Here is a 22,618-nt window from a genome sequence, read left to right as displayed (position 1 = left end):
CATGGCCGAGATCAGCCAGGACGAGGCGAGCGTCGTCATCATCGGCTCCGGCGCCGGCGGCGGCACCCTGGCCTACGAGCTGACCAGGGCCGGGATCCCGGTCGTGGTGCTCGAGGCGGGTCCGCACCTGCGCAACGAGGACTACATGAACCTGGAGTGGGAGGCGTTCAACCAGATGGCCTGGCTGGACCCGCGCACCACCTCCGGGAGCTGGCGGATCGCGACGGACTTCCCGAACCTGCCTGCGTGGGTCGTCAAGGCCGTCGGTGGCACCACCACCCACTGGTCCGGCGCCACCCCGCGGTTCAGGGCGCACGAGTTCCGCACCCGTTCGGTCTACGGACGGGTGGAGGGCGCGAACCTGCTCGACTGGCCGATCACCCTGGAGGACCTCGCCCCCTACTACGACCGCGCCGAGAAGGCCATGGGCTCCACCCACCGGCACGGTCGCCCACCGCTGCCGGCGAACAACAACTACAAGGTGCTGGCCGGCGGTGCGGAGAAGGTCGGTTACCGGCACTACGCCACGGGCCCCTATGCGACCAACGCCGAGCCGTATGACGGACGGCCGGCCAGCATCCAGGACGGCTTCAACTTCCAGGGCGACAAGAACCGGTCGAAGTGGTCGACGCTCGTGCGCGAGCTCCCCCGGGCGCAGGAGACCGGCCTGCTGGACCTCCGGCCGGAGAGCCAGGCCGTGCAGATCACGCACGGCAAGGACGGCCGGGTCGACGCGGTCATCTACCTGGACTCCGAGGGCAACCTGCACCGGCAGGCCGCCCAGGTCGTCTGTGTCGCGGGCAACTCGATCGAGACCCCGCGCCTGCTGCTGATGAGCGCCTCCTCCCTGTTCCCCGACGGGCTGGCCAACTCCTCCGGCCAGGTCGGCCGCAACTACATGCGTCACACCACGGGCAGCGTCTACGCGCGCTTCGAGAAGGAGGTGCGGATGTACCGCGGCGAGACGATGGCGGGCCTCATCGCCGACGAGGCCCGCCATGATCCCTCCCGCGGCTTCGTGGGCGGCTACTACCTGCAGATGATCTCGCTGGGTCCGGCCTTCCTCGCCAGCTTCATCGAGCCCGGCGCGTGGGGCAGGGAGTTCACCGAGCTCATGGACGCCTACGCCCGGACAGCGGGCCTGTGGATCGTCGGGGAGGACATGCCGCAGGAGTCCAACCGGGTGACCCTCAACAGCACGGTGCAGGACAGGTACGGGCTCCCGGTGCCGGACGTGCACTTCGACGACCACCCCAATGACGTGGCGATGCGTGAGCACGCCTACGCCCAGTCGGACCGCGTCTACGAGGCGGTCGGCGCGCTGGGGACCCACCACACACCGCCCTACCCCTCGACCCACAACCTGGGCACGTCCCGGATGAGCGAGCGCCCGGAGGACGGCGTCACGGACCGGTGGGGTCGCACGCACGACGTGCCCAACCTGTTCGTCTCCGACGGGTCGCTGTTCACCACGGGGGCGGCGGCCAACCCGACGCTGACCATCGTCGCGCTGGCCATCCGACAGGCGGAGTACCTCGTGGACAAGCTGAGGACCGGGGGCCTGTGACCCGGCGGCTGCGGGTGGTCAGCAGCCCACGAGGCGCTGTGCCAGGTAGCCCTCCACCTTGTCCAGGGAGACCCGCTCCTGGCTCATCGAGTCGCGCTCCCGGACGGTGACCGCGTCGTCCTCGAGAGTGTCGAAGTCGACGGTCAGGCAGAACGGTGTGCCGATCTCGTCCTGGCGGCGGTAGCGGCGACCGATCGCGCCGGCGTCGTCGAAGTCCACCATCCAGTTCCTGCGCAGTGCGGCCGCCAGGTCGCGGGCCTTGGGCGTCAGGTCGGCGTTGCGCGACAGCGGCAGCACGGCGGCCTTGATGGGCGCCAGGCGCGGGTCGAGTCGCAGGACGGTCCGCTTGTCGACGCCGCCCTTGGTGTTGGGTGCCTCGTCCTCGTGGTAGGCGTCGACCAGGAAGGTCATCAGCGACCGTCCCAGGCCGGCTGCGGGCTCGATGACGTAGGGCGTGTAGCGCTCCCCCGTGGCCTGGTCGAAGTAGGTCAGGTCCGCCCCGGAGTGCTCGCTGTGCGTCTTCAGGTCGAAGTCGGTCCGGTTGGCGATGCCCTCCAGCTCGCCCCACTCCGAGCCGGCGAAGTTGAAGCGGTACTCGATGTCCACCGTGCGCTCGGAGTAGTGCGACAGCTTGTCCTGCGGGTGCTCGTAGTGACGCAGGTTGTCCCGGTTGATCCCCAGGTCGACGTACCAGTTGGTGCGCTCGTCGATCCAGTACTGGTGCCACTCCTTGGCCGTCGACGGCTCGACGAAGAACTCCATCTCCATCTGCTCGAACTCGCGCGTGCGGAAGATGAAGTTGCCCGGAGTGATCTCGTTGCGGAAGCTCTTGCCGGTCTGGGCGATGCCGAACGGCGGCTTCTTGCGGGCCGCCCCCATGACGTTGGCGAAGTTGACGAAGATGCCCTGGGCCGTCTCCGGCCGCAGGTAGTGCAGACCCGACTGGTCCTCGACGACACCGAGGTAGGTCTTGAGCATCATGTTGAACTCGCGCGGCTCGGTCCAGGCACCCTTGGTGCCGCAGTTGGGGCAGGCGACGTCGGCCAGGTCGACATCGTCGGGGTTGACCTCCTTGCCCTTCCGGGCGGCCTTGTCGGCGACGGCCTCCTGCAGGTGGTCGGCCCGGAAGCGCTTGTGACAGGACTGGCACTCGGTGAGCGGGTCCGAGAACGCACCGACGTGTCCGGAGGCGACCCAGGTCTGCGTCGGCAGGATCACCGAGGAGTCCAGGCCCACGACGTCATCACGGGTCTGCACCACCGAACGCCACCACTGGCGCTTGATGTTGTCCTTGAGCGCCACCCCGAGGGGGCCGTAGTCCCAGGCCGACCTGGTGCCGCCATAGATCTCCCCGCACGGGAACACGAAGCCGCGGCGCTTGCAGAGGTTGACGACGTTATCGACGGTAGAGGTGGGAGCCATGCCGCCGAGTTTAGGCGGTCCGGCGGTTAGGCTCGGACCGTGTCCAACCCGATCCACTCTGCCGACCCGCACTACCACTCGTCCGGCGCCCGGGCGGCGGTCGAACGAGCCAGCCTGCCGGTGCTCACCCGGCTCGCCAAGCTGCCGACCTGGCTGCCCATGGTGGTGACCGCGGCACTCATCCTGGTCGGGGCGTTCCTGGGCGGCGTCCTCGGCGCCGTCCTGGTCGGTGTGGCTCTGCTGGTGCTGCTCTGGCTGCTCTACCTGAGCTGGCCGCACCTGACGCTGTCCCTGCGGCTGATGAGGGTCGCGGTGCTGGTGCTGCTCGTCGCGATCGTCGTCACACAGTTCGTGCCGAACTGATTTGACAATGGTTCTCACTAGAGGTGAGAATCATTTCCATGAACCGACGTCCTCTCGCTCTCGCCGCGGCAGCGACCGCCGCCACCCTGCTCACCGCCTGCGGGTCCGGCGACAACCCTGCCGAGGGAGGGGATGTGCGCGTCGTGACAGCCTTCTACCCCTTGGAGTTCGCTGCGCAGCAGGTCGCTGGTGACGTCTCCGGCGTCAGCATCGAGACCCTGACCGCGCCCGGGGTGGAGCCCCACGACCTGGAGCTGACCCCGCGGCAGGTCGGTGCGGTCAGTGAGGCGGACCTGGTCATCTACTCCTCGGGCATGCAGGCCGCCGTGGACGAGGCGGTCGGAGCACAGGCGGCCGACCACAGCCTGGACACCACCACCGTGGTCGACCTGGCGGAGACCGGTGACGAGGACGAGCACACGGACGGCGAGGCGCACACTGCTGACGAGCACGAGGACGAGCACACGGACGGCGAGGCACACACCGCTGACGAGCACCAGGGCGAGGAGCACGCGGACGAGGAGCACGTGGACGAGGAGCACGCGGACGAGGGGGGCCACGACGGTCACGACCACGGCAGCCTCGACCCGCACTTCTGGCTCGACCCGGAGCGCTATGCCGCGGCCGCGAACGCGATCGCCGAGGAGCTGTCCGCCCTCGACCCGGACAACGCCGAGACCTACCGCGCCAACGCCGCGCAGTTCGCGGACGAGCTGACGGCCCTGGACACCGAGTTCGCCGAGACCCTTGCCGGCTGCGAGCAGGACACGCTCGTCACGACCCACGAGGCCTTCGGCTACCTGGCCGACCGCTACGGCCTGCACCAGGTCGGGATCACCGGCATCACCCCGGACGCGGAGGCCACGCCGGCCCGCGTGGCCGAGATCTCCCGCACCGTCGACGAGCTCGGGGTCGGCGCCATCTACGCCGAGTCGACCCTCGGCGGAGACCTCGCGGACGTGATCGGCGCCGAGACCGGCGCCGAGGTGCTCGTGCTCGATCCCATCGAGGGGATCACGGACAACTCGGCCGGCAGCGACTACTTTGAGGTGATGCGAGCCAACCTCGAGTCGTTGCGGCAGGGCCAGGGATGCGCGTGACCGCGGTCCACCAGGACTCCCCACTGCGGGGGGCGCCCCCCGCCATCCGCCTCGACCACGCCTCCTTCGGCTACGGCGGCCGACCGTTCACCGAGGGCGTGAACCTCTCCGTGGCGCAGGGCGAGGTGGTCGCGCTGCTCGGGCCCAACGGGTCCGGCAAGTCCACCACCGTCCGCGGCCTCCTCGGGCTCACCGACCACATCGCCGGCAGCGTGGAGGTGCTGGGGACCCCCCTTCAGGACCTCGCGGACCGCAGCCGGCTCGGTTACGTGCCCCAGCGGCATACCCTCTCCTCCTCCGTGCGCTCCACGGTCCGCGAGGTGATCGCCACCGGGCAGCTGGCCAGCCGCCCGTGGTGGCGCCGGGCCACGGCCGCCGACCGCGCCACGGTGACGGAGGCGGCAGACACGGTCGGCCTGGCCGACCGGCTCGACAGTGACGTCGCCACGCTCTCCGGTGGCCAGCAGCGCCGCGTGCTGATCGCTCGTGCCCTGGCCTCCCGTCCGGACGTGCTGATCATGGACGAGCCGACCGCGGGTGTCGACGCGGCCAACCAGGTGGTCCTGGCGACGGTGCTGCGCCGGCTCGCTGCCCTCGGCGTCACGATGCTGGTGGTCACCCACGAGCTCGCTGCGCTGCGAGGCATCGTGGACCGTATCGTCGAGATGGATGCGGGGCACGTGAGCTTCGACGGCACGCCACGGCAGTATGCCGAGCACCGGGCCGCCGTGTCCCGCGCGGCCGATGCGGGCCACCACCACCACTACGACGTGCACCACCACGACGACGAGCACGACGAGCCCAGCGGTGTCCTGCTCAGTGGCGCAGGTCCGATGGACGGCCCCGTCGAGGACGGTGAGTCGTGATGCCGGAGATCCTGTCCTACGACTTCATGCGCAACGCGCTGCTGGCAGCGCTGCTGGTCGGTGCCGTCGCCCCCCTGGTGGGCATCTTCCTGGTGCAGCGGCGACTGTCCCTGATCGGTGACGGACTGGGGCACGTGGCGCTGGCCGGCGTGGCCGTCGGCGTGCTGCTCGACAACCAGCCGATCATCACCGCGCTCATCGCGGCGGTGTTCGCCGGCGTGGCCATCGAGCTCATCCGCGTCAGGGGCCGGACCAGCGGCGACATCGCCCTGGCGGTGATGTTCTACGGCGGCATCGCCGCGGGTGTGGTCATCATCAACCGGGTGGACGGCAGCCAGAGCTCCAACCTCACCAGCTACCTCTTCGGCGCGATCACCACCACCTCGACCGGCGACCTGATCGTCTTCGGCGTCCTGTCCGCCGTGATCATCGGTGTCACGCTGGCCCTGCGCCACCGGCTGTTCCTCGCCGCCGGGGACGAGGAGTACGCCCGCGCCAGCGGGCTGCCCGTCATGGCCCTCAACATCACGCTGTCCGTGCTCACCGCGGTCACGGTGGTCGTCTCCATGCGCGTGGTCGGGCTGCTGCTCATCAGCGCCCTCATGATCGTGCCCAACGCCGCGTCGCAGCAGGTCGCCCGCAGCTTCCGCTCGGCCACGCTGTGGGCCGTGCTGTTCGGGATGCTCTCGGCCGTGGGAGGGGTCGTGACCTCCTTCTACGCCGACACCGCAGCCGGCGGCACGATCGTCCTGCTGGCGATCGCGATCTTCCTGCTGGTCGCCGCGGTCGCGGCCCTGGTCACCGTGGCCACGGCGCACCGTCACCGGGTGTCCGAGCGGCACCCGCACGAGCACGGCCCGGGATGCGGTCACGAGGCGGTTCCACACGGCGACCACGTGGACTACGTCCACGGCAGTCACCTCCACGCCCCCCACGGTGGGCACTATGACGAGCACGCCGACCACGCGACCTACCCTGGGGCCACCGACCCGTCTGATCAGGAGCACGTGACCCGATGACCCCGACCCGGCGCCGGCAGACCCGGCAGCAGGCCGCCGTGGCCGCAGCACTGCAGGAAGTCCAGGACTTCAGCTCCGCGCAGGAGCTGCACGCGCGCCTGCGCGAGGCGGGCGACAGCGTGGGGCTGGCCACCGTCTACCGGACCCTGACGGGCCTGGCCGAGGCCGGCGAGGTCGACGTCCTGCGCACCGACGAGGGTGAGGCCATCTATCGGATGTGCAGCACCGGGCACCATCACCACCTGGTGTGTCGTGAGTGCGGTCGCGCCGTCGAGGTCGAGGGCCCGGCCGTGGAGCGCTGGACCGACCAGGTGGCTGCCGAGCACGGCTTCACCGACGTCTCGCACACGCTGGAGATCTTCGGCACCTGCGCCGAGTGCGCCCGCGGCTGAAGACCCGGCCAACCGGCCCGCGCCACCGGCAGGCCGCGCATCGACGGGCGGTTGGGCTCGTCGGTGGGCTAGCGGCTCGTCGGTGGGCTGGCGGCTCGTCGGTGGGCTAGCGGGTCTGCTCGTCGGCGCGATCGACGGCGCCACCGTAACGCCGGTCGCGCGCGGCATACGTCTGGATCGCCTGCCACAGGTGCCGGCGGTCGTAGTCGGGCCACAGGGTGTCCTGGAAGACCATCTCGGCGTAGGCGCTCTGCCACAGCAGGAAGTTGGACGTGCGCTGCTCCCCCGAGCTGCGCACGAAGAGGTCGACGTCGGGGACGTCGGGGTGATAGAGGTAGCGCCCGATCGTGCGCTCGTCGATGCCCCGCGGTGCGAGCCGACCCGCCCTGACGTCCTCACCGATCCGGCGCACCGCGTCGGCGACCTCGGCGCGACCGCCGTAGTTGACGCAGAAGTTGAGGGTGATGACGTCGTTGTCACGGGTGCGGCGCTCGGCGTCCTGCAGCTCGGAGATGACCGACTTCCACAGCCTCGGCGTCCGACCCGACCACACGACCCGCACGCCCCAGCTGTCGAGCTCGTCACGCCGCCGGTGGATCACGTCACGGTTGAAGCCCATCAGGAACCGGACCTCGTCGGGGCTCCGGCGCCAGTTCTCGGTGGAGAAGGCGTAGGCCGACAGGCACTTCACCCCGATCTCGATGCCTCCCGCGATGACATCGAGCAGGCTGGCCTCCCCTGCCTCGTGCCCCTCGGTGCGCCGGAGGCCGCGCTGGTTGGCCCACCGCCCGTTGCCGTCCATGACGATCGCCACGTGCCGGGGCACCAGCTCGGCCGGTATGACGGGTGGCCGGGCGCCGCTGGGGTGCGGAAAGGGTGCCACCGGTCCGGTCCCGCCACGAGCAGGAGGGTCGGGGCGTCGGGCCATCACACCCGCTCCACCAGGCGCAGGGAGCGCACTCCGCGCTCCAGGTGCCAGTGCACGTGCGCGGAGGCCAGCTTGCTGGCCTCGCGCCGGTGCCGCGTCTCGCTGGCGTCAGCCACCGCCCAGTCACCGGTGAGCAGCGACGCCATGAGCTCCAGGGTCTGGGGCGCCGGTGCCGCGCACCCGGGCGGACGGCATACGGGGCACACCGCACCTCCGGAGGCGACGTCGAACGCGCGGTGCGGCCCCTCGGCCCCGCACCGCGCGCAGTCGTGGAAGCTGGCCGCCCAGCCGGCGATCGCCATCGACCGCAGCAGGTAGGAGTCGAGCACCAGCCCGGCCTCGTGCGTCGCACCGGCGAGGGAGCTGAGCGCACCGGCGAGCAGCACGAACTGCTGGACGGCGGGCTCCCCCTCCTCGGTGAGCCGGTCACAGGTCTCGAGCATCGCGTTGGCCGCGGTCCACGCCTCGTAGTCGCGCGAGATCGCCTCACCGTAGGAGGCCAGCGACTCCGCCTGGGTCACGGTGTCCAGGTTGCGACCCTCGTAGCACTGCAGGTCCACGACCATCCCCGGCTCCAGCCGCGCCCCGAACTTCGACCTGGTGCGCCGCACCCCCTTGGCCACCGCCCGGACCTTGCCGCGCCCGCGGCTGAGGAGCGTGACGATGCGATCGGCCTCGCCCAGCTTGTGGGTGCGCAGGACGATCGCGGCGTCCCGATAGAGCGGCATGCGCCCAGTCTCCCATCCGGCACCGTCAGGGCGCCGGACCCACACCGTGCGCCCTCTCGGGTCGCACAGGTCCGGCGCAGCACGGCAGCACCGGAGAGCCAGAGGTGTTCCCCGGAACACTGGACCTGACTGGCACACCTGTTCTACACTCGAACACATGTCCGTCGCACTCCAGGGTTCCCTGCTCGACCAGGTCGACGAGGTCGGCCTGCGGCCACTGACCGGCGCGGTCCAGCGCACCACGCTCACCCGTGGGGCGTGGGTCGACGTCCGGCCGGGTTGGGTCACCGGCTCCGACGAGCTGTTCACCCGGCTCGCCCTGGGCGGCCCGGCCGGCGTCGAGTGGCGCGGTGAGCGGCGCGTGATGTGGGAGCAGGAGGTCGACACCCCGCGACTGCTCCGGTTCTACGGCGAGGACGAGCCACTCCCCGACCCGGTGCTGACCCTGGCACGCGACCAGCTCAGCGCCTACTACCGTCGCGAGCTCGGTGAGCCGTTCCGCACCGCCGGGATGTGCCTCTACCGCGACGGCCGGGACAGCGTGGCCTGGCACGGCGACCGGTTCGGCCGGGGCAGCTCGCAGGACACGATGGTCGCCATCGTCTCGATCGGTGCCCCGCGTGCCCTGCTGCTGCGCCCCAACGGTGGCGGCGCCGGACGCACCATCCGCCGGGTGATCGGCCACGGAGACCTGCTGGTGATGGGAGGCTCGTGCCAGCGCACCTGGGAGCACGCCGTGCCCAAGACGGCCAAGCCGGTCGGACCACGGATCAGCATCCAGTTCCGGCCGCGCGGCGTGCGCTGACCATCGAGCCGCCGGTGCGGCCACCCACCGCCCGCGCCGCGTCGGGCCGCGACAGCGCTCACCTGCCGTCGGTGCGGTCGACGCACTCCGTCACGAGGCACTCTGTGACGAGCCCACCCGACGCGCCAGCTCGCGCACGTCGGCAGCGGAGTCGGCCCTCAGCGCCCGCGCAGCCAGGTCCTGCAGGTCGGTCAGGGTGACCCTGCGCAGCGCGTCCTTGACGGCGGGCACGGAGGCTGCGGTGGCGCTGAGCTCGCTGACACCCAGTCCGACCAGCAGCAGCGCCAGGTCGGGGTCGCTGGCCGCGTCGCCGCAGAGGCACACGTCCACCCCCTCGGCCACCCCGGTCACCGTCTCGTGGATCAGCCGCAGCACCGCCGGGTCGGCGACGTCGGCCAGCTCGGCCACCGTGGGGCTCCCCCGCTCGGCGGCCAGGGTGTACTGCGTGAGGTCGTTGGTGCCGATGCTGACGAAGTCCAGCAGCGCCGACAGCGACTCGGGGCGCAGGGCCGCAGCCGGGACCTCGATCATGATGCCGACCTCGAGTGCGTCGGGCCGCTCCTCGGGCAGCCGGCCCGCTGCCTCGTCCAGACGTGCGAGGGCCCAGTCCACCTCCTCGACCGTGGTCACCATCGGGAACATCACGCGGACCCGTTGCTCGCGGGCGACCCGGCACACGGCCTCGAGCTGGTCCACCAGCAGGCTCGGGTCGTCCCGGAAGGCCCGGAGCCCGCGCCGGCCCAGGAACGGGTTGGCCTCCACCGGCTGGGGGTGGAACGGCAGCGGCTTGTCGCCGCCGACGTCCCAGGTGCGGATGGTGATCATCGCGCCGGAGAGCTCCTCGGCGATCCGCTCGAAGGCCCTGACCTGCTCCGCGACGCTCGGGGCGGTCTCCCAGTCACCGAAGAGCGCCTCGGTCCGCACCAGTCCCGAGCCCTCGGCCCCGCAGCCCGCCGCCAGTCCGGCATCGTCGACACTGGCGACATTCGCCTTGACCAGCACCCGCGTGCCGTCCAGGGTGACGGCGGGGTCGTTGGCCGCCTCCAGCATCCGGCGGCGGGCGCTGGCCCGATCGGCCAGCAGGGCCTCGAACTCCCCACGCACCTCCAGGTCCGGGTCGACGACGAGTCGCCCGGACCGCGCATCGAAGGCGACCAGTGTGCCGTCGCCGACATCGCGGACCGCCGCCGCACCGGTCATCACCGGGACGCCCCGGGCGCGTGCGAGGAGCACACCGTGGCCGGTGGCTCCACCTCCGACGGTGATCACCCCGAGCGTCTCCCGCAGGTCCAGGAGCACCGCCGTGGCCGGGTCGAGCTCCTGCACCACGAGGATGCCCGGCGCCTCGCGCCGCACCTCGCCGCCGCCGCTGAGGGCGTGCAGCACGCGGTCCCCGACGCTGGTGACATCGGCTCCCCGCTCGCGCTGGTAGGGGTCGCTCAGCCCCTCGAACTGCTGTCGCAGCTCGGCGGTGCGGGTCGTCACCGCCTCGGGCGCGCTCTGCCCGGACCGTATGCCGTCACGCACCGGGTCCTGGAGCGCGGGGTCATCGAGCATAGCCAGGTGGGCGTCGAAGACCGCCGCCTCATCGGCGCCCAGCTGCTCGCTGGTCCGGGTGACCAGCTCGGCGAGCTCCTCACGTGCCTGCTGGACCGCTCGGTCCAGGGCCGCGAGCTCGTGCACGGCGTCGCCGGCGTGGTAGCTGTCGAGGGAGACCCGACCATCGGCGCGGACGACGCGGCCCACGGCAGCGTCGAGCCCGAAGGTGGGGCCGGTCGAGGACCCGGCGTCGCCCGGGGCGGGCCCCTGTGCAGCGGCTCTCCCCCGGGCCGGTCCGCGTGCGGGAGAGACAGTGGGTGCACCAGCCCTCTGGGCGGTGCGGGCCGGCCCGGCCGGCGGCTCCAGGTCACCGAAGCCCGTGCCGGCCAGGCGCGCGAGCTCCTCCAGCAGCACGGCCGCGCCCGGGCCCGTGGCGGTGACCTCGAGGCGGTGGCCCTGCCGCGCGTCCAGCGTCGCGATGCCGGTCAGGCTGCGCGCGTCGACCGCTCCTCCACCACGGTCCAGGTTGCGGACCGCGACCCGCACCTGCGGGTGGGCACCGACCTCGCGAACGAATCGGGCGGCCGGGCGGGCGTGCAGCCCGTGCGGTGCGCTGACGACCAGTTGGGCGGTCAACGACTCACCATCCGAGCCGTCCTGTGCCGACGCACTACCCGCACCGGAGGCGCCGGGTGCCGACGCACCATCCCCACCGTCGGCGTCGGACAGCGGTCCGGCCCCCTCACCGGGCCCGTCGGGTCGGGGACCGCCGGCTGGCGTGCCCGTGCCCAGGTGCTGGGTCTTGGCGACCAGTCCCTGCTCGGCCTCATCGGCCGCCGTCGCCAGGTCGGCCCCCGCGCCGGCCGCCACCGCCGCCCCCACCAGACCCTCGACCAGCGGCGCGCTGGACAACCGCACGCGCTGGGCCACCTCCGGGTCCAGGAACTCCAGCGCCATCTCAGCCGACAGCACGGCGCTGCCCAGGTCGAGCAGCACCAGGACCCCGTCACCGCCGTCGGCCGCGGCGATCGCCTCGGAGACGGCGGCGGCGTCGGTGCCGAACGTCTGGTCGTCCAGGCCGGCGGCGACCTTGATGACCGGCCGGTTGTCCGGATCGGTCATCTCCGACGCGAGCAGCACCGCCGCCTCCGCGAGCGCACGGCTGTGACTGACGACAACGATCCCGATCACGGGTCAGGCCAGGGTGCGTGCGGCCGACTCGAGCAGCATCGTCGAGCTCGTCGCGCCGGGGTCGATGTGCCCGCGGCTGCGCTCGCCGAGATAGCTGGCCCGGCCCTTGCGGGCGACCAGTCCCTCGGTCTCGTCGCGTCCCTTCGCTGCCGCCTCGGCCGCCGCGGCGAGTGCAGCGGCCAGGTCGCTGCCGGACCCGACGGCAGAGTCGAACGCCTCCAGGGCGGGTGCCCAGGCGTCATACATGGTCTTGTCACCGACCTCCGCCTTGCCGCGGGCCAGGATGCCCTCCACCCCGGCCCGGAGCCCGGCAGCCACCTCGGTCACGCCGGCCTCCTCGACGCCGGTGAACGCGCCGGCCATCCGGAGGAAGAAGGTGCCGTAGAGCGGTCCGCTGGCCCCGCCGACGTTGCTGACCAGGCTCATGCCGACCTTCTTGAGGTAGGCGTCGATCGCGGTGAACTCCTCCTGCTCGGTCAGCAGCGCCACCTTGCCCATGCCCCGCGCCATGTTGGCACCGTGGTCGGCGTCGCCGATCGCGCGGTCCAGGTCGGTCAGGTAGTCGGCCTGGTCACGCACCACGCCGGCATAGTCGGCGATCCAGTCCGTGAACGACTGCAGCGTCGCCACCCTCACACCCCCCAGCGCAGGCCGGGGGTGTTGACCGGTGCGTCCCACAGCCCGACCAGGTCGTCGTCGGCCCGGAGCACCGTCACCGAGCAGCCGGCCATCTCCAGGCTGGTGATGTAGTTGCCGACCAGGCGGCGGGCGATCGTCACCCCGGAGCGCTCCAGGATCTGCGCGACCTCGGCATACATCAGGTAGAGCTCTATCAGCGGCGTGCCGCCCATGCCGTTGAGCATCACGATGGCACCGGTGTCACCGGTGAAGTCCAGGTCGGTGAGCACCGGCTCGACGAGCATCGCGGCGACCTCCCTCGCCGGTGCCAGGGGCACCCGCTTGCGGCCCGGCTCCCCGTGGATCCCGATGCCCACCTCCATCTCGTCCTCGGCCAGGTCGAAGGTGGGCTTGCCGGCGGCCGGGACGGTGCAGGACGTGAGCGCCATGCCCATCGACCGACCGTTGTCGTTGACCTTGGTGGCCAGCGCGGCGCAGTCCGCCAGGGAGCGGCCCTCCTCCGCCGCCGCGCCGACGATCTTCTCCAGCAGCACCGTCGTGCCCACCCCGCGACGGCCGGCGGTGTACAGCGAGTCCTGCACCGCGACGTCGTCGTCGACCACGACCGACTGCACCTCCGTGCCGGCCTCCGCGGCGGCCAGCTCCGCCGCCATCTCGAAGTTCATCACGTCGCCGGTGTAGTTCTTGACGATGTGGAGGACGCCCGCACCGCCGTCGACCTCCTTGGTCGCCGCCATCATCTGGTCGGGCACCGGGGAGGTGAACACCTCACCGGCACAGGCGGCGTCGAGCATGCCGAGACCGACCAGACCACCGTGCATCGGCTCGTGGCCCGACCCGCCGCCGGAGACCAGCCCGACCTTGCCGGACCGGATCGGGTCCTTGCGGTAGACGACCTTGTTCTCCAGATCCACCCGGAGCCGGTCCGGGTGGGCCGCGGCCATTCCTCGGAGCGCCTCGACGACGACGTCGGCGGGGTCGTTGATCAGTTTCTTCATGCCCACAGCCAACCACCGAACGCGGCTGCCCACCAGAGGGGGACCACCCGGCCGATGGCGACTCCCCCGGTCACAGCGCGGGCAGCTCCGTGCCCCCCTCACCCAGGGCCCGCCGCGCCGGCCGGGGTCAGAAGCCGAGCCGCTGCAGCTGCTTGGGGTCGCGCTGCCAGTCCTTGGCCACCTTGACGTGCAGGTCGAGGAACACCTTGTGGCCGATGATCGCCTCGATGCCCGTGCGTGCCCGGGCCCCGACGTCACGCAGCCTGGAGCCACCCTTGCCGATGATGATGGCCTTCTGGCTCGGCCGCTCCACGAAGATGTTGACGCGCACGTCGGTCAGCGGCCGGTCGGCGGGCCGGTCCGCGCGCGGCACGACCTCGTCGACGACGACCGCCAGGGAGTGCGGCAGCTCGTCCCGCACCCCCTCCAGCGCCGCCTCGCGGACCAGCTCGGCGATCATGACGATCGTCGGCTCGTCGGTGAGCACGTCGTCGGGATAGAGCTTGGGCGAGGCGGGCAGGTAGGACGCGAGCACCTCGGCGACCTCGTCGACCTGGTCACCCTTCGCCGCGGAGCACGGGACGATCGCGTCCCAGGTGCCGAGCTGGTCGATGGCGATGAGGTGCTCGGCCAGCCGCTGCCTGTCGACGGTGTCCGACTTGGTGGCCAGGGCCACGACCGGGACGCGCTTGGCGCGCTGCAGGTCGCTCAGGTCCCGGGCGATGAACTGGTCGCCGGGGCCGGGGCGCTGGTCGGCGGGCAGACAGAACCCGATGACGTCGACGTCGAGCAGCGTCTCCCGCACCAGGTCGTTGAGCCGCTGCCCCAGCAGGGTGCGCGGGCGGTGCAGCCCGGGCGTGTCGACGAGGATCAGCTGGTAGTCCTCGGTCGTGCGCACTCCCCGGATCGCGTGCCGCGTGGTCTGCGGCTTGCTGGAGGTGATGGCGACCTTCTGCCCGACCAGGGCGTTGGTCAGGGTGGACTTGCCGGCGTTGGGCCGGCCGACGACGCAGGCGAACCCCGCCCGGTATGCCGTGGGCTCAGCGGGCTGCTCGACCTCGCCGGGGTGCTGGTCCGGTCGGTGGGGCTGCGGCTCGTTCACTCGGTGTCCTCTGGCTCGTGCTGGGCGCCACCCGGTGCGGTGGTCTCCTCGTGCTCGTCCTGCTCCGGCTCCACCCGGGTGACCAGGACCGTCGCCACCCGACGGCGCCGACCCGCCATCCGCTCGGCCGTCAGGCGCAGACCGGCCAGCTCGGCCCAGGACCCCACGATGGGGACCATACCGATCTCGGCGGCCAGCAGCCCGCCGACGGAGTCGACGTCCTCGGTCTCCAGGTCGACGTCGAACATCTCGGCCAGGTCGTCCACGGGCATCGTCGCGGGCACCCGGACGCTGCCGTCCTCCAGGGTCTCCACCTCGACGACGTCGCGGTCGTACTCGTCGGTGATCTCGCCGACGATCTCCTCGAGGATGTCCTCGATGGTGATCAGGCCCGCCGTCCCACCGTACTCGTCGATGACGATCGCGATGTGCAGCCGGTCGCGCTGCATCTCCCGCAGCAGGCCGTCCACGGACTTGGACTCGGGGATCCGCTGGACCGGTCGCATCAGCTCGGTCACCGGCTCCCGGGCATTGGCTGCGTTGGCGTTGACGGCGCGGGCGACGTCCTTGAAGTAGAGGATCCCCAGGACGTCGTCGCTGCCCTCACCGATGACGGGGACCCGGCTGAAGCCGGAGCGCAGGAACAGGGACATCGCCTGGCGCAGCACCCGGTCCTGACGGATCGAGACCATGTCCGGGCGGGGCACCATCACCTCGCGCGCGACGGTGTCGCCGAGCTCGAAGATCGAGTGGATCATCTCGCGCTCCCCGGCCTCGATGACCGAGGTCTCGCCCGCCAGGTCGAGCAGGTCACGCAGCTCGGCCTCGTTTGCGAAAGGACCCTCGGCGAACCCGCGCCCGGGGGTGACCGCGTTGCCGAACATCACCAGCACCTTGGCGAGCGGGCCCAGCAGGATCCGCAGCACCCGGATGACCGGCGCGGACATGAGCGCGACCTTCTCGACGTGCTGACGACCCAGGGTCCGTGGGGAGACGCCCACGATGACGAAGGAGATGACGGTCATGATGCCGACCGCGAACAGCGCGGTGCGCCAGTGACTGTCCGTCTGGGTGTCGACCGCGACGGTGACGGCCACCGCGGTCGCGGCCTCGGCCGCAACCTTGGTGAACGCGGCCACGGCCAGGTAGGGGGACGGGTCGACGACGATCCGCGCCAGGGCGTCGGCTCCGCGCTGCTCGTCCTCCTGCAGCTGCTCGACCCGGTGCCGGGAGACCCTCAGCAGCGCGGTCTCGCTGGCGGACAGCAGGAAGGCCACCAGGGTCGCCACAACGGCCACAACGATCAGGGTGATCACAGGTGCCTCGCCGCTCAGTGCCCGGGGGGCGCATCGGGCGCCGCAGGAGTGCTGCCGGCCTCCGGTGCCGCGGTGGTGGTGCGACCGCGCTGGGCCAGGTAGGTCAGCAGCAGGGTGCGCTGCAGCTCGAACATCTCCCGCTCCTCGTCCGGCTCGGCGTGGTCGAAGCCGAGCAGGTGCAGGATCCCGTGCGTGGTGAGCAGCAGGATCTCGTCCTCGACGCTGTGTCCGGCAGCCCTGGCCTGCGCGCGCGCCACGGAGGGACAGAGCACAACGTCCCCGAGGACGCCCTCCGCGCTCTCCGAGTCGGAGCCGGGACGCAGCTCGTCCATCGGGAAGCTCATGACGTCCGTGGGCCCGGGCAGGTCCATCCACTGCACGTGCAGGGCCGTCATGGCGTCCTCGTCGACCAGCGTGATCGCCAGCTCGGTCCGCGGGTGCACCCGCAGCTGGTCCAGCACGTAGCGCGCGAGGTCGTGCAGCTCCTGCTCGGCGACCGGTGCCGGCACCTCACCTGACTCGTTGAGCACCTCGATGCTCACTGCTCACCGCCCTCGGTATGCCGAGGTGCCGGGTCTCCCGGCCCGCGCCGGTCGGGCGCACGGCCGGCAGCGGCGCGGCCGGCAGCCCCGCTCGCGGGCTCGGAGCGCTGCCGGCTGGCGTCGTGCTTGCCGTAGGCCTCGACGATCGAGCTGACCAGCCGGTGGCGCACCACGTCGGCGGAGGTGAGCGTGGCGAAGTAGATGTCCTCGACGCCGGCCAGGATGTCGCGCACGACCCGCAGACCGGAGCTGGTGCCGGTCGGTAGGTCGACCTGGGTGACGTCTCCGGTGACCACCATCTTGGAGCCGAACCCGAGCCGGGTGAGGAACATCTTCATCTGCTCCGCGGAGGTGTTCTGGGCCTCGTCCAGGATGATGAACGCGTCATTGAGCGTTCGCCCCCGCATGTAGGCCAGGGGTGCGACCTCGACGGTGCCGGAGGCCATGAGGCGCGGGATCGAGTCCGGGTCGACCATGTCGTGCAGCGCGTCGTACAGCGGGCGCAGGTAGGGGTCGATCTTGTCGTTCAGCGTGCCGGGCAGGAACCCCAGCCGCTCCCCCGCCTCGACGGCCGGTCGCGTGAGGATGATCCGGTTGACCTGCTTGGCCTGCAGCGCGGCCACGGCCTTGGCCATCGCCAGGTAGGTCTTGCCGGTGCCCGCAGGGCCGATCCCGAACACGATGGTGTGCTTGTCGATCGCGTCGACATAGTGCTTCTGGTGCAGCGTCTTGGGCCGGATCGTGCGACCGCGGTTGCTGATGATGTTCATCGTCAGCACGTCCGCGGGGCGCTCCGCGGAGGCGCTGCGCAGCATGCCGATGGAGCGTTCGACGGCGTCGCGGTTCAGCGGCTGCCCGGCGGCGACGATCACGACGAGCTCGTCGATGAGCCGCTCGATGATCGCCACGTCCCCGGACGGACCGGCGAGGCGGAACTCGTTGCCCCGCACCATCACGTCGACGTGCGGGAACGAGCGCTCGATCGTCCGCAGCAGCTCGTCACGCGGCCCCAGCAGGGCCGCCATCGACGTCTCGGGCGGGATCACGACCGTGTGGGTGGGGGCGGCTGCCCCGTCGCGGCCGGCGGTGTCGGTCAGGTCGGTGGTCGGGGGCGCGGCCTCCGCCGCCCCCGGATGCTCAGGTTCTGTCATCAGGGGCCCGAGTCTAGCCGCGACCGGGGCCGACCGGCCCGAGCTCTTGTGCCCCGAGCACGTGCACGTGCACGTGGAACACCTCCTGGCCTGCATCGGGCCCCACGTTGCTCACCACCCGGTAGCCGCTCTCCTCGATCCCCTCGAGGCGGGCGACCTCCCGCGCCGCGGTGAACAGCTCGGCCACTCCGGCCGGGTCGTCGGCAGCCATCTGGCCGAGGGTGTCCTCGTGGCTCTTGGGGATCACCAGCGCGTGGACGTTGGCCCGCGGGGTGATGTCCCGGAAGGCCAGGACGGTGTCGGTCTCGTAGACCGTGTCGTTGGGGATCTGCCCGGCCACGATCTTGCAGAAGAGGCAGTTGCTGTCAGTCGCCATGCGCCCACGGTAGCCGCCTGGTCCGCCGGCCCCACGGCATACTCCCCTGCCTGTGCGGAGGGAGCCTCAGGCGGGCCTGGAGCGGGCCGACGTCGCGACCGCGCCCGCCCCGGCCAGGACCGAGGCGACGGCCACGGCGAGGAAGGCGGCCTGCATCGAGCCGGCGTACAGGGCCGTGAAGACGGCACCGGCGACGGCGAGCGCGACGGCGGAGGCGAGCGCCTCGCTGACCTGGAGGGAGGAGGAGTTGCGCCCCAGCACCTCGGGCGCGGAGAGCCGCATGGTCAGCACGGAGGTGGTCGGGTAGGCCACGCCGACGCCGGACTGCGTGATGCCCCAGACCACCAGGACGGTCCACCCGGGCCAGTCCAGGCCCACCGCTGCGACGAGCAGCCCGGTGCCGAGCAGGATGATGGTGCAGCCGGTCACCATGACGCGCACGCGGTCCACGGTGTCGCGCAACCGGCCCTGCAGCCACGAGCCGCCAGCCCAGGTGACCGCACCGACCGCGAGCGCGGCCCCGGCCTCGGCGGGGCTGTAGCCGTGCAGGTCCTGCAGCAGCAGCGGCAGGTAGGCCTCGGCCGCCATGAAGGAGGCGCCGATGGCGCCGCGGGCGGAGAGCACCGAGGGCAGCCCGCGGCCGAACGTGAGGGTGCCCGGCGGGAGCAGGCGCCACGCCGCGATGCCCAACGCGATCGCGAAGGGCAGACCGACCAGTGCGTCCCGCACCGAGATCGACTCCCCGCCGAGGTTGAGCACACCCACGCTGGCGGCGGCGACGACCGCCCACAGGATGGTGGCGACCCCGAGGTGGGGGGCGTCCTCCCCCGGTTCGGTGCGCCCGAGCGCCGGCAGCAGCACCGCGATGCTCACCAGGACCAGGGGGACGACGCCCAGGAACACCCACCGCCACCCGGCGTGCTCCACGAGGAAGCCGGTCAGGACCGGTCCGACCAGGCCAGGGACCACCCAGGCCGCCGCGAGCAGGGAGAACATCCGGGGGCGCAACAGGTCGGGGATGCCCTGCGCGATGATGACGTAGATCGCGACGATCGCCATGCCACTGCCCAGTCCCTGCAGGCCACGGGCCGCGACGAAGAGCTCCATGCTGGTGCTGAGACCGGCCCCCAGCAGCCCGGCGGCGAAGGTGCTCGTTCCCGCGAGCAGGACCGCTCGGGGGCCGGACCGGTCGGACCACCAGCCGCCCAGGATCATCCCGATGACACTGGCCGCGATGGTCGCGCTGAAGGCGAGGGCATAGAGCCCCAGGCCGTCCAGCTCGCGGGCCACGGTGGGCATCGCGGTGCCGACCGCGATGTACTCGACGGCGAACAGCGAGATCAGCGCCGTCGTGCCGATCGACACCGGCCGGGTCCCCGGTGCCAGGAGGGAGAGTCGGGGCTGATCGGGCGTGCTCACGCCCATCGCGACCGACCGCTCAGCAGAGCGATGGCCGCCGCACCGGCGGTGGAGGTGCGCAGCACCGTGTCCCCCAGGCGCACCGAGCGGGCTCCGGCACCGAGGAAGGCACGGTGCTCCTCGGGACTGATGCCACCCTCGGGCCCCACGACGAGGACGACCTCACCCGATGGCGGCAGGTCGACCGCGGCCAGCGGCTCGGTGGCCTCCTCGTGCAGCACGAGCGCGAGATCCGCGCCTCGCAGCCGCTCCACGACGGTGGCCCGGTCGGCGAGCCCGGCGACGACAGGCACCCTGGCCCTGCGGGCCTGCTTGGTCGCGGCCAGCACTGTCCGCTCCCACTTGGCACGCGCCCTGGCCGCGCGGTCGCCGCGCCAGACGACGACGCTGCGTGCCGCGGCCCACGGCACCACCTCGTCGACGCCGAGCTCGGTGCCGGTCTCGATCGCGAGCAGGTCGCGGTCCCCCTTGGCGAGGGCCTGCACCAGGGTGAACCGGGGGTCCGGCAGCGGCACGTCCCTCAGGTCGTCGACACGCAGCTCCAGCTCGTCCCGGCCGACGGCGGTGACCCGGCCCCGGGCCACGCGGCCGGACCCGTCGGCGGCCAGGAGCTCCTCGCCCACGGCGAGGCGTGTGACGGTGGCGGCGTGGCGCCCCTCGGGCCCCTCGAGGCGGAGAGCGTCACCGACCGTGACATCGGTCAGGACACCCTCGCCGACGAAGAACAGGGGTGCGCTCACCGTGGTGAGAAGGCTTCCCTGAGCTTTCCGAACAGGCCGGAGTTGGCCGGTGCCATCCGGCCCTCGGGTCGGGACTCGCCCCGCTCCTCGGCGAGCTGGGCCAGCAGCTCCCGCTGCCGGTCGTCCAGCTTGGTCGGGACCCGGACGTCGAGGTGGACGATGAGGTCACCGCGGCCGGTTCCGCGCAGGTGGGTCACCCCCTGGTCCTCCAGGGTGATCGTGTCCTGCGGCTGGCTGCCGGCTCTGAGGTCGACCTCGGTGGGCCCGTCGAAGGTCTCGACCGTCAGGGTCGCGCCGAGCGCGGCCGCTGTCATCGGCACCTGGACCGAGCAGTGCAGGTCGTCCCCGCGACGACGGAAGGTCTCGTGCGGCCGCACCGCGATCTCGACATAGAGGTCGCCGGGGTCGCCCCCGCCCGGACCGACCTCGCCCTCGCCGGCGAGCTGGATCCGGGTGCCCGAGTCGACGCCACCGGGCACCTTGATGGTCAGGTCCCGCCGGGCACGCACCCGGCCCTCGCCGGCACAGTCGACGCAGGGCTGCTCGATGAGCTCACCGAAGCCGCGGCACTCCGGGCACGGCCGGGTGGTCATCACCTGGCCGAGGAAGGACCGCTGCACGGACTGGACCTCACCACGCCCCGCGCAGGTGGTGCAGACACGCGTGCCCGTGCCCGGCTGGCTCCCGGAGCCGGTGCACGTGGCACAGCGGGTCGCGGTGTCGATCACGACGGTCTCCTGACCGCCGAAGACCGCGGTCCGCAGGTCGATGTCGAGGCGCACCAGCGCGTCCTGCCCGCGCTGCGTGCGCGAGCGGGGGCCACGTCCCCCGGCGGCGGCCCCACCGAAGAAGGCGTCCATGATGTCGGTGAAGCTGAACCCCTGGCCGAAGTTCTGGTTCGCCCCGGCATACGGGTCCTGGCCCCGGTCATAGGCCGCACGCTTGGTGGAGTCGGACAGCACGTCGTAGGCCTGGCTCACCTTCTTGAACTCGGCCTCCGCCTCGGGTCCCGGGTTCACGTCAGGGTGCAGCTTGCGCGCCTGGCGGTGGTACGCCCGCTTGATCTCCTGGGCGGTGGCTTCGCGGGACACGCCGAGATCGGCGTAGTAGTCGTTCACTCAATACCTCTCTAGCTGTCCAGGATCTCGGACACGTAGTGCGCCACAGCCCGCACGGACGCCATCGTCGTCGGGTAGTCCATCCGCGTCGGCCCGACGACCCCCAGGCCGCCGGCGGCCCCGTAGGTGGTCGCCACGACGGACGTCGAGCGGAACCCCTCATACGGGTTCTCGGCGCCGATGCTCACCGCAACGGCGTCGTCGTCGATGAGGGTGCTCATGCTGGACATCAACTTCAGGAGGACCACATGTTCTTCCAGGGCCTCCAGCACGGGCCCGATGGAGCGCGGGAAGTCGGTGACCACGCGGGCCAGGTTGGCGGTGCCGGCCAGGACCACGCGCTCCTCAGTCTGCGCCAGCAGGGCGTCGCCGAGCGAATCGACAACGGCCTCGGCCACCCCACGGTCCGCCTCGGACACGGTGCCCATCGCGGCCTTGAGTCGCCCCTGCACCTCGGGCAGGGGCCGGCCGGCGGCCTCGGCGTTGAGCATCGCGCGGATGTCCTGGATGGTCTGCTCGCCGGCCAGCCCGGTCATCTCACGGTCGACCTCGACCACGCGCTGCTCCACGCGGCCCGTGTTGACGATCAGCACCACCATCAGCCGCGACCCACCGATCGCGACGAGCTCCACGTGCCGGACCGTCGAGCGCGACAGGGAGGGGTACTGCATCACCGCGACCTGGTTGGTCAACGAGGCGAGGAGGCGCACGGAGCGGCCCACGACGTCATCCAGGTCGACGGCGCCGGCCAGGAACTCCTCGATCGCCCGGCGCTCGGCCCGGGTCATCGGCTTGATGGTGGCCAGGCGGTCCACGAAGACGCGGTAACCGGCGTCGGTCGGGATCCGCCCTGCGCTCGTGTGGGGGGCCGCGATGAGCCCCTCCTCCTCGAGCACGGCCATGTCGTTGCGCACGGTTGCGGCGGAGACGCCGAGGTGGTGCCGCTCCAGCAGCGACTTGGACCCCACGGGTTCTGAGGTCTGCACGTAGTCCTGCACGATGGCGCGGAGCACCTCCAGCCGTCGGTCATCGTTGCTCATCTGGGGGTCACCTCCTCCACCACGCCCAGCGCGGTGACGGCCCTCGCCGCCACCTCTAGCACTCTATTGGCCCGAGTGCCAGTCTACGTGGTCGCCGACGATCGGGCGTCCTCGTCGGGCACAGCCCGGGGCAGTGGGGCCCGGTTGCGCGCCGGTCACGCGGACCTGAGGTGGTGTGAGTTTGGCGACACGCCGCCCCCGTGGTTGGCACCGGGGGCGGCACTGCCGCTACAAATGATGTGGCTGCCCTGCCTGGT

General features: G+C 71.7%; 22 protein-coding genes. 7 read left to right on the top strand and 15 right to left on the bottom strand.

Annotated features, from left to right (window positions below; all coding sequences use genetic code 11):
- Position 1: 1 nt before the first annotated feature.
- Complete coding sequence (locus DA085_RS13630; protein WP_109473532.1) at positions 2-1,567, top strand: GMC family oxidoreductase; 1,566 nt, start codon at positions 2-4, stop codon at positions 1,565-1,567.
- Between the two features lie 18 nt (positions 1,568-1,585).
- Here the strand turns inward: DA085_RS13630 and DA085_RS13625 are convergent, their stop codons facing one another.
- A complete protein-coding gene (locus DA085_RS13625; protein WP_109473531.1) occupies positions 1,586-2,989 on the bottom strand; it encodes a glycine--tRNA ligase in 1,404 nt (467 codons plus the stop codon).
- Positions 2,990-3,028: 39 nt separating this feature from the next.
- Here DA085_RS13625 and DA085_RS13620 point away from each other — a divergent pair, with 39 nt between their 5' ends.
- Genes DA085_RS13620 through DA085_RS13600 form a run of 5 tightly spaced genes read left to right on the top strand, consistent with a single transcriptional unit; the run spans position 3,029 to position 6,729 of the window.
- Positions 3,029-3,352, top strand: coding sequence for a DUF6703 family protein (locus tag DA085_RS13620; protein ID WP_109473530.1), 324 nt, complete (start codon positions 3,029-3,031; stop codon positions 3,350-3,352).
- 38 nt (positions 3,353-3,390) lie between these two features.
- Positions 3,391-4,452 carry a metal ABC transporter substrate-binding protein gene (locus DA085_RS13615; protein WP_109473529.1) on the top strand — a complete coding sequence of 354 codons (1,062 nt, stop codon included), beginning with the start codon at positions 3,391-3,393 and terminating at the stop codon, positions 4,450-4,452.
- Positions 4,449-5,318, top strand: coding sequence for a metal ABC transporter ATP-binding protein (locus DA085_RS13610; protein WP_237565509.1), 870 nt, complete (start codon positions 4,449-4,451; stop codon positions 5,316-5,318). The genes DA085_RS13615 and DA085_RS13610 overlap by 4 nt, the downstream gene beginning before the upstream one ends.
- Positions 5,318-6,337 (top strand): metal ABC transporter permease, encoded by a 1,020-nt coding sequence (locus DA085_RS13605; protein ID WP_109473527.1) that lies wholly within the window; start codon positions 5,318-5,320, stop codon positions 6,335-6,337. The genes DA085_RS13610 and DA085_RS13605 overlap by 1 nt, the downstream gene beginning before the upstream one ends.
- Positions 6,334-6,729 carry a Fur family transcriptional regulator gene (locus DA085_RS13600; protein ID WP_109473526.1) on the top strand — a complete coding sequence of 132 codons (396 nt, stop codon included), beginning with the start codon at positions 6,334-6,336 and terminating at the stop codon, positions 6,727-6,729. Before DA085_RS13605 ends, DA085_RS13600 begins: the two co-directional genes overlap by 4 nt.
- Before the next feature lie 106 nt (positions 6,730-6,835).
- On the opposite strand, the gene DA085_RS13595 is transcribed toward DA085_RS13600, so the two are convergent.
- Together DA085_RS13595 and recO are read right to left on the bottom strand one after the other, a co-directional pair.
- A complete protein-coding gene (locus DA085_RS13595) occupies positions 6,836-7,657 on the bottom strand; it encodes an isoprenyl transferase (RefSeq protein WP_109473615.1) in 822 nt (273 codons plus the stop codon).
- A complete protein-coding gene (gene recO / locus DA085_RS13590; RefSeq protein ID WP_109473525.1) occupies positions 7,657-8,385 on the bottom strand; it encodes a DNA repair protein RecO in 729 nt (242 codons plus the stop codon). The genes DA085_RS13595 and recO overlap by 1 nt, the downstream gene beginning before the upstream one ends.
- 157 nt (positions 8,386-8,542) lie before the next feature.
- Between recO and DA085_RS13585 the strand changes: the two genes are divergently transcribed.
- Positions 8,543-9,190, top strand: a complete 648-nt coding sequence (locus tag DA085_RS13585) for an alpha-ketoglutarate-dependent dioxygenase AlkB (RefSeq protein WP_109473524.1) — start codon at positions 8,543-8,545, stop codon at positions 9,188-9,190.
- A 90-nt stretch (positions 9,191-9,280) separates the two neighbouring features.
- On the opposite strand, the gene ptsP is transcribed toward DA085_RS13585, so the two are convergent.
- The 12 genes from ptsP to hrcA all read right to left on the bottom strand — a co-directional run bounded on the left by ptsP (position 9,281) and on the right by hrcA (position 22,361).
- The gene (gene ptsP, locus DA085_RS13580) at positions 9,281-11,920 is read right to left on the bottom strand and encodes a phosphoenolpyruvate--protein phosphotransferase (protein WP_109473523.1); all 2,640 of its coding nucleotides are present in this window, start codon (positions 11,918-11,920) and stop codon (positions 9,281-9,283) included.
- 3 nt (positions 11,921-11,923) lie between these two features.
- On the bottom strand, positions 11,924-12,550 hold the full coding sequence (gene dhaL, locus DA085_RS13575) for a dihydroxyacetone kinase subunit DhaL (RefSeq protein WP_109473522.1): 627 nt from the start codon (positions 12,548-12,550) through the stop codon (positions 11,924-11,926).
- 2 nt (positions 12,551-12,552) lie between these two features.
- Entirely contained in the window at positions 12,553-13,557 is a 1,005-nt protein-coding gene (dhaK, locus tag DA085_RS13570; RefSeq protein WP_109473521.1) for a dihydroxyacetone kinase subunit DhaK, read from the bottom strand.
- A 127-nt stretch (positions 13,558-13,684) separates the two neighbouring features.
- Positions 13,685-14,659, bottom strand: coding sequence for a GTPase Era (gene era, locus DA085_RS13565; RefSeq protein WP_109473520.1), 975 nt, complete (start codon positions 14,657-14,659; stop codon positions 13,685-13,687).
- On the bottom strand, positions 14,656-15,957 hold the full coding sequence (locus DA085_RS13560; protein WP_237565508.1) for a hemolysin family protein: 1,302 nt from the start codon (positions 15,955-15,957) through the stop codon (positions 14,656-14,658). The genes era and DA085_RS13560 overlap by 4 nt, the downstream gene beginning before the upstream one ends.
- 32 nt (positions 15,958-15,989) lie before the next feature.
- The gene (gene ybeY / locus DA085_RS13555; RefSeq protein ID WP_109473518.1) at positions 15,990-16,517 is read right to left on the bottom strand and encodes an rRNA maturation RNase YbeY; all 528 of its coding nucleotides are present in this window, start codon (positions 16,515-16,517) and stop codon (positions 15,990-15,992) included.
- On the bottom strand, positions 16,514-17,668 hold the full coding sequence (locus DA085_RS13550; protein WP_109473517.1) for a PhoH family protein: 1,155 nt from the start codon (positions 17,666-17,668) through the stop codon (positions 16,514-16,516). The genes ybeY and DA085_RS13550 overlap by 4 nt, the downstream gene beginning before the upstream one ends.
- Before the next feature lie 13 nt (positions 17,669-17,681).
- A complete protein-coding gene (locus tag DA085_RS13545) occupies positions 17,682-18,044 on the bottom strand; it encodes a histidine triad nucleotide-binding protein (RefSeq protein WP_109473516.1) in 363 nt (120 codons plus the stop codon).
- A 66-nt stretch (positions 18,045-18,110) separates the two neighbouring features.
- Positions 18,111-19,469 (bottom strand): MFS transporter, encoded by a 1,359-nt coding sequence (locus DA085_RS13540; RefSeq protein ID WP_109473515.1) that lies wholly within the window; start codon positions 19,467-19,469, stop codon positions 18,111-18,113.
- A complete protein-coding gene (locus tag DA085_RS13535) occupies positions 19,460-20,203 on the bottom strand; it encodes a 16S rRNA (uracil(1498)-N(3))-methyltransferase (protein WP_109473514.1) in 744 nt (247 codons plus the stop codon). Before DA085_RS13535 ends, DA085_RS13540 begins: the two co-directional genes overlap by 10 nt.
- Complete coding sequence (gene dnaJ, locus DA085_RS13530; RefSeq protein ID WP_109473513.1) at positions 20,200-21,321, bottom strand: molecular chaperone DnaJ; 1,122 nt, start codon at positions 21,319-21,321, stop codon at positions 20,200-20,202. Before dnaJ ends, DA085_RS13535 begins: the two co-directional genes overlap by 4 nt.
- 11 nt (positions 21,322-21,332) lie before the next feature.
- The gene (gene hrcA, locus DA085_RS13525; protein WP_109473512.1) at positions 21,333-22,361 is read right to left on the bottom strand and encodes a heat-inducible transcriptional repressor HrcA; all 1,029 of its coding nucleotides are present in this window, start codon (positions 22,359-22,361) and stop codon (positions 21,333-21,335) included.
- Positions 22,362-22,618 lie beyond the last annotated feature (257 nt).

The organism is Ornithinimicrobium cavernae, assembly GCF_003121625.1.
Lineage (GTDB): Bacteria > Actinomycetota > Actinomycetes > Actinomycetales > Dermatophilaceae > Ornithinicoccus > Ornithinicoccus cavernae.
Note: the sequence above shows the minus strand (reverse complement) of the source record. Positions and strands in the feature narration are given on the sequence as shown.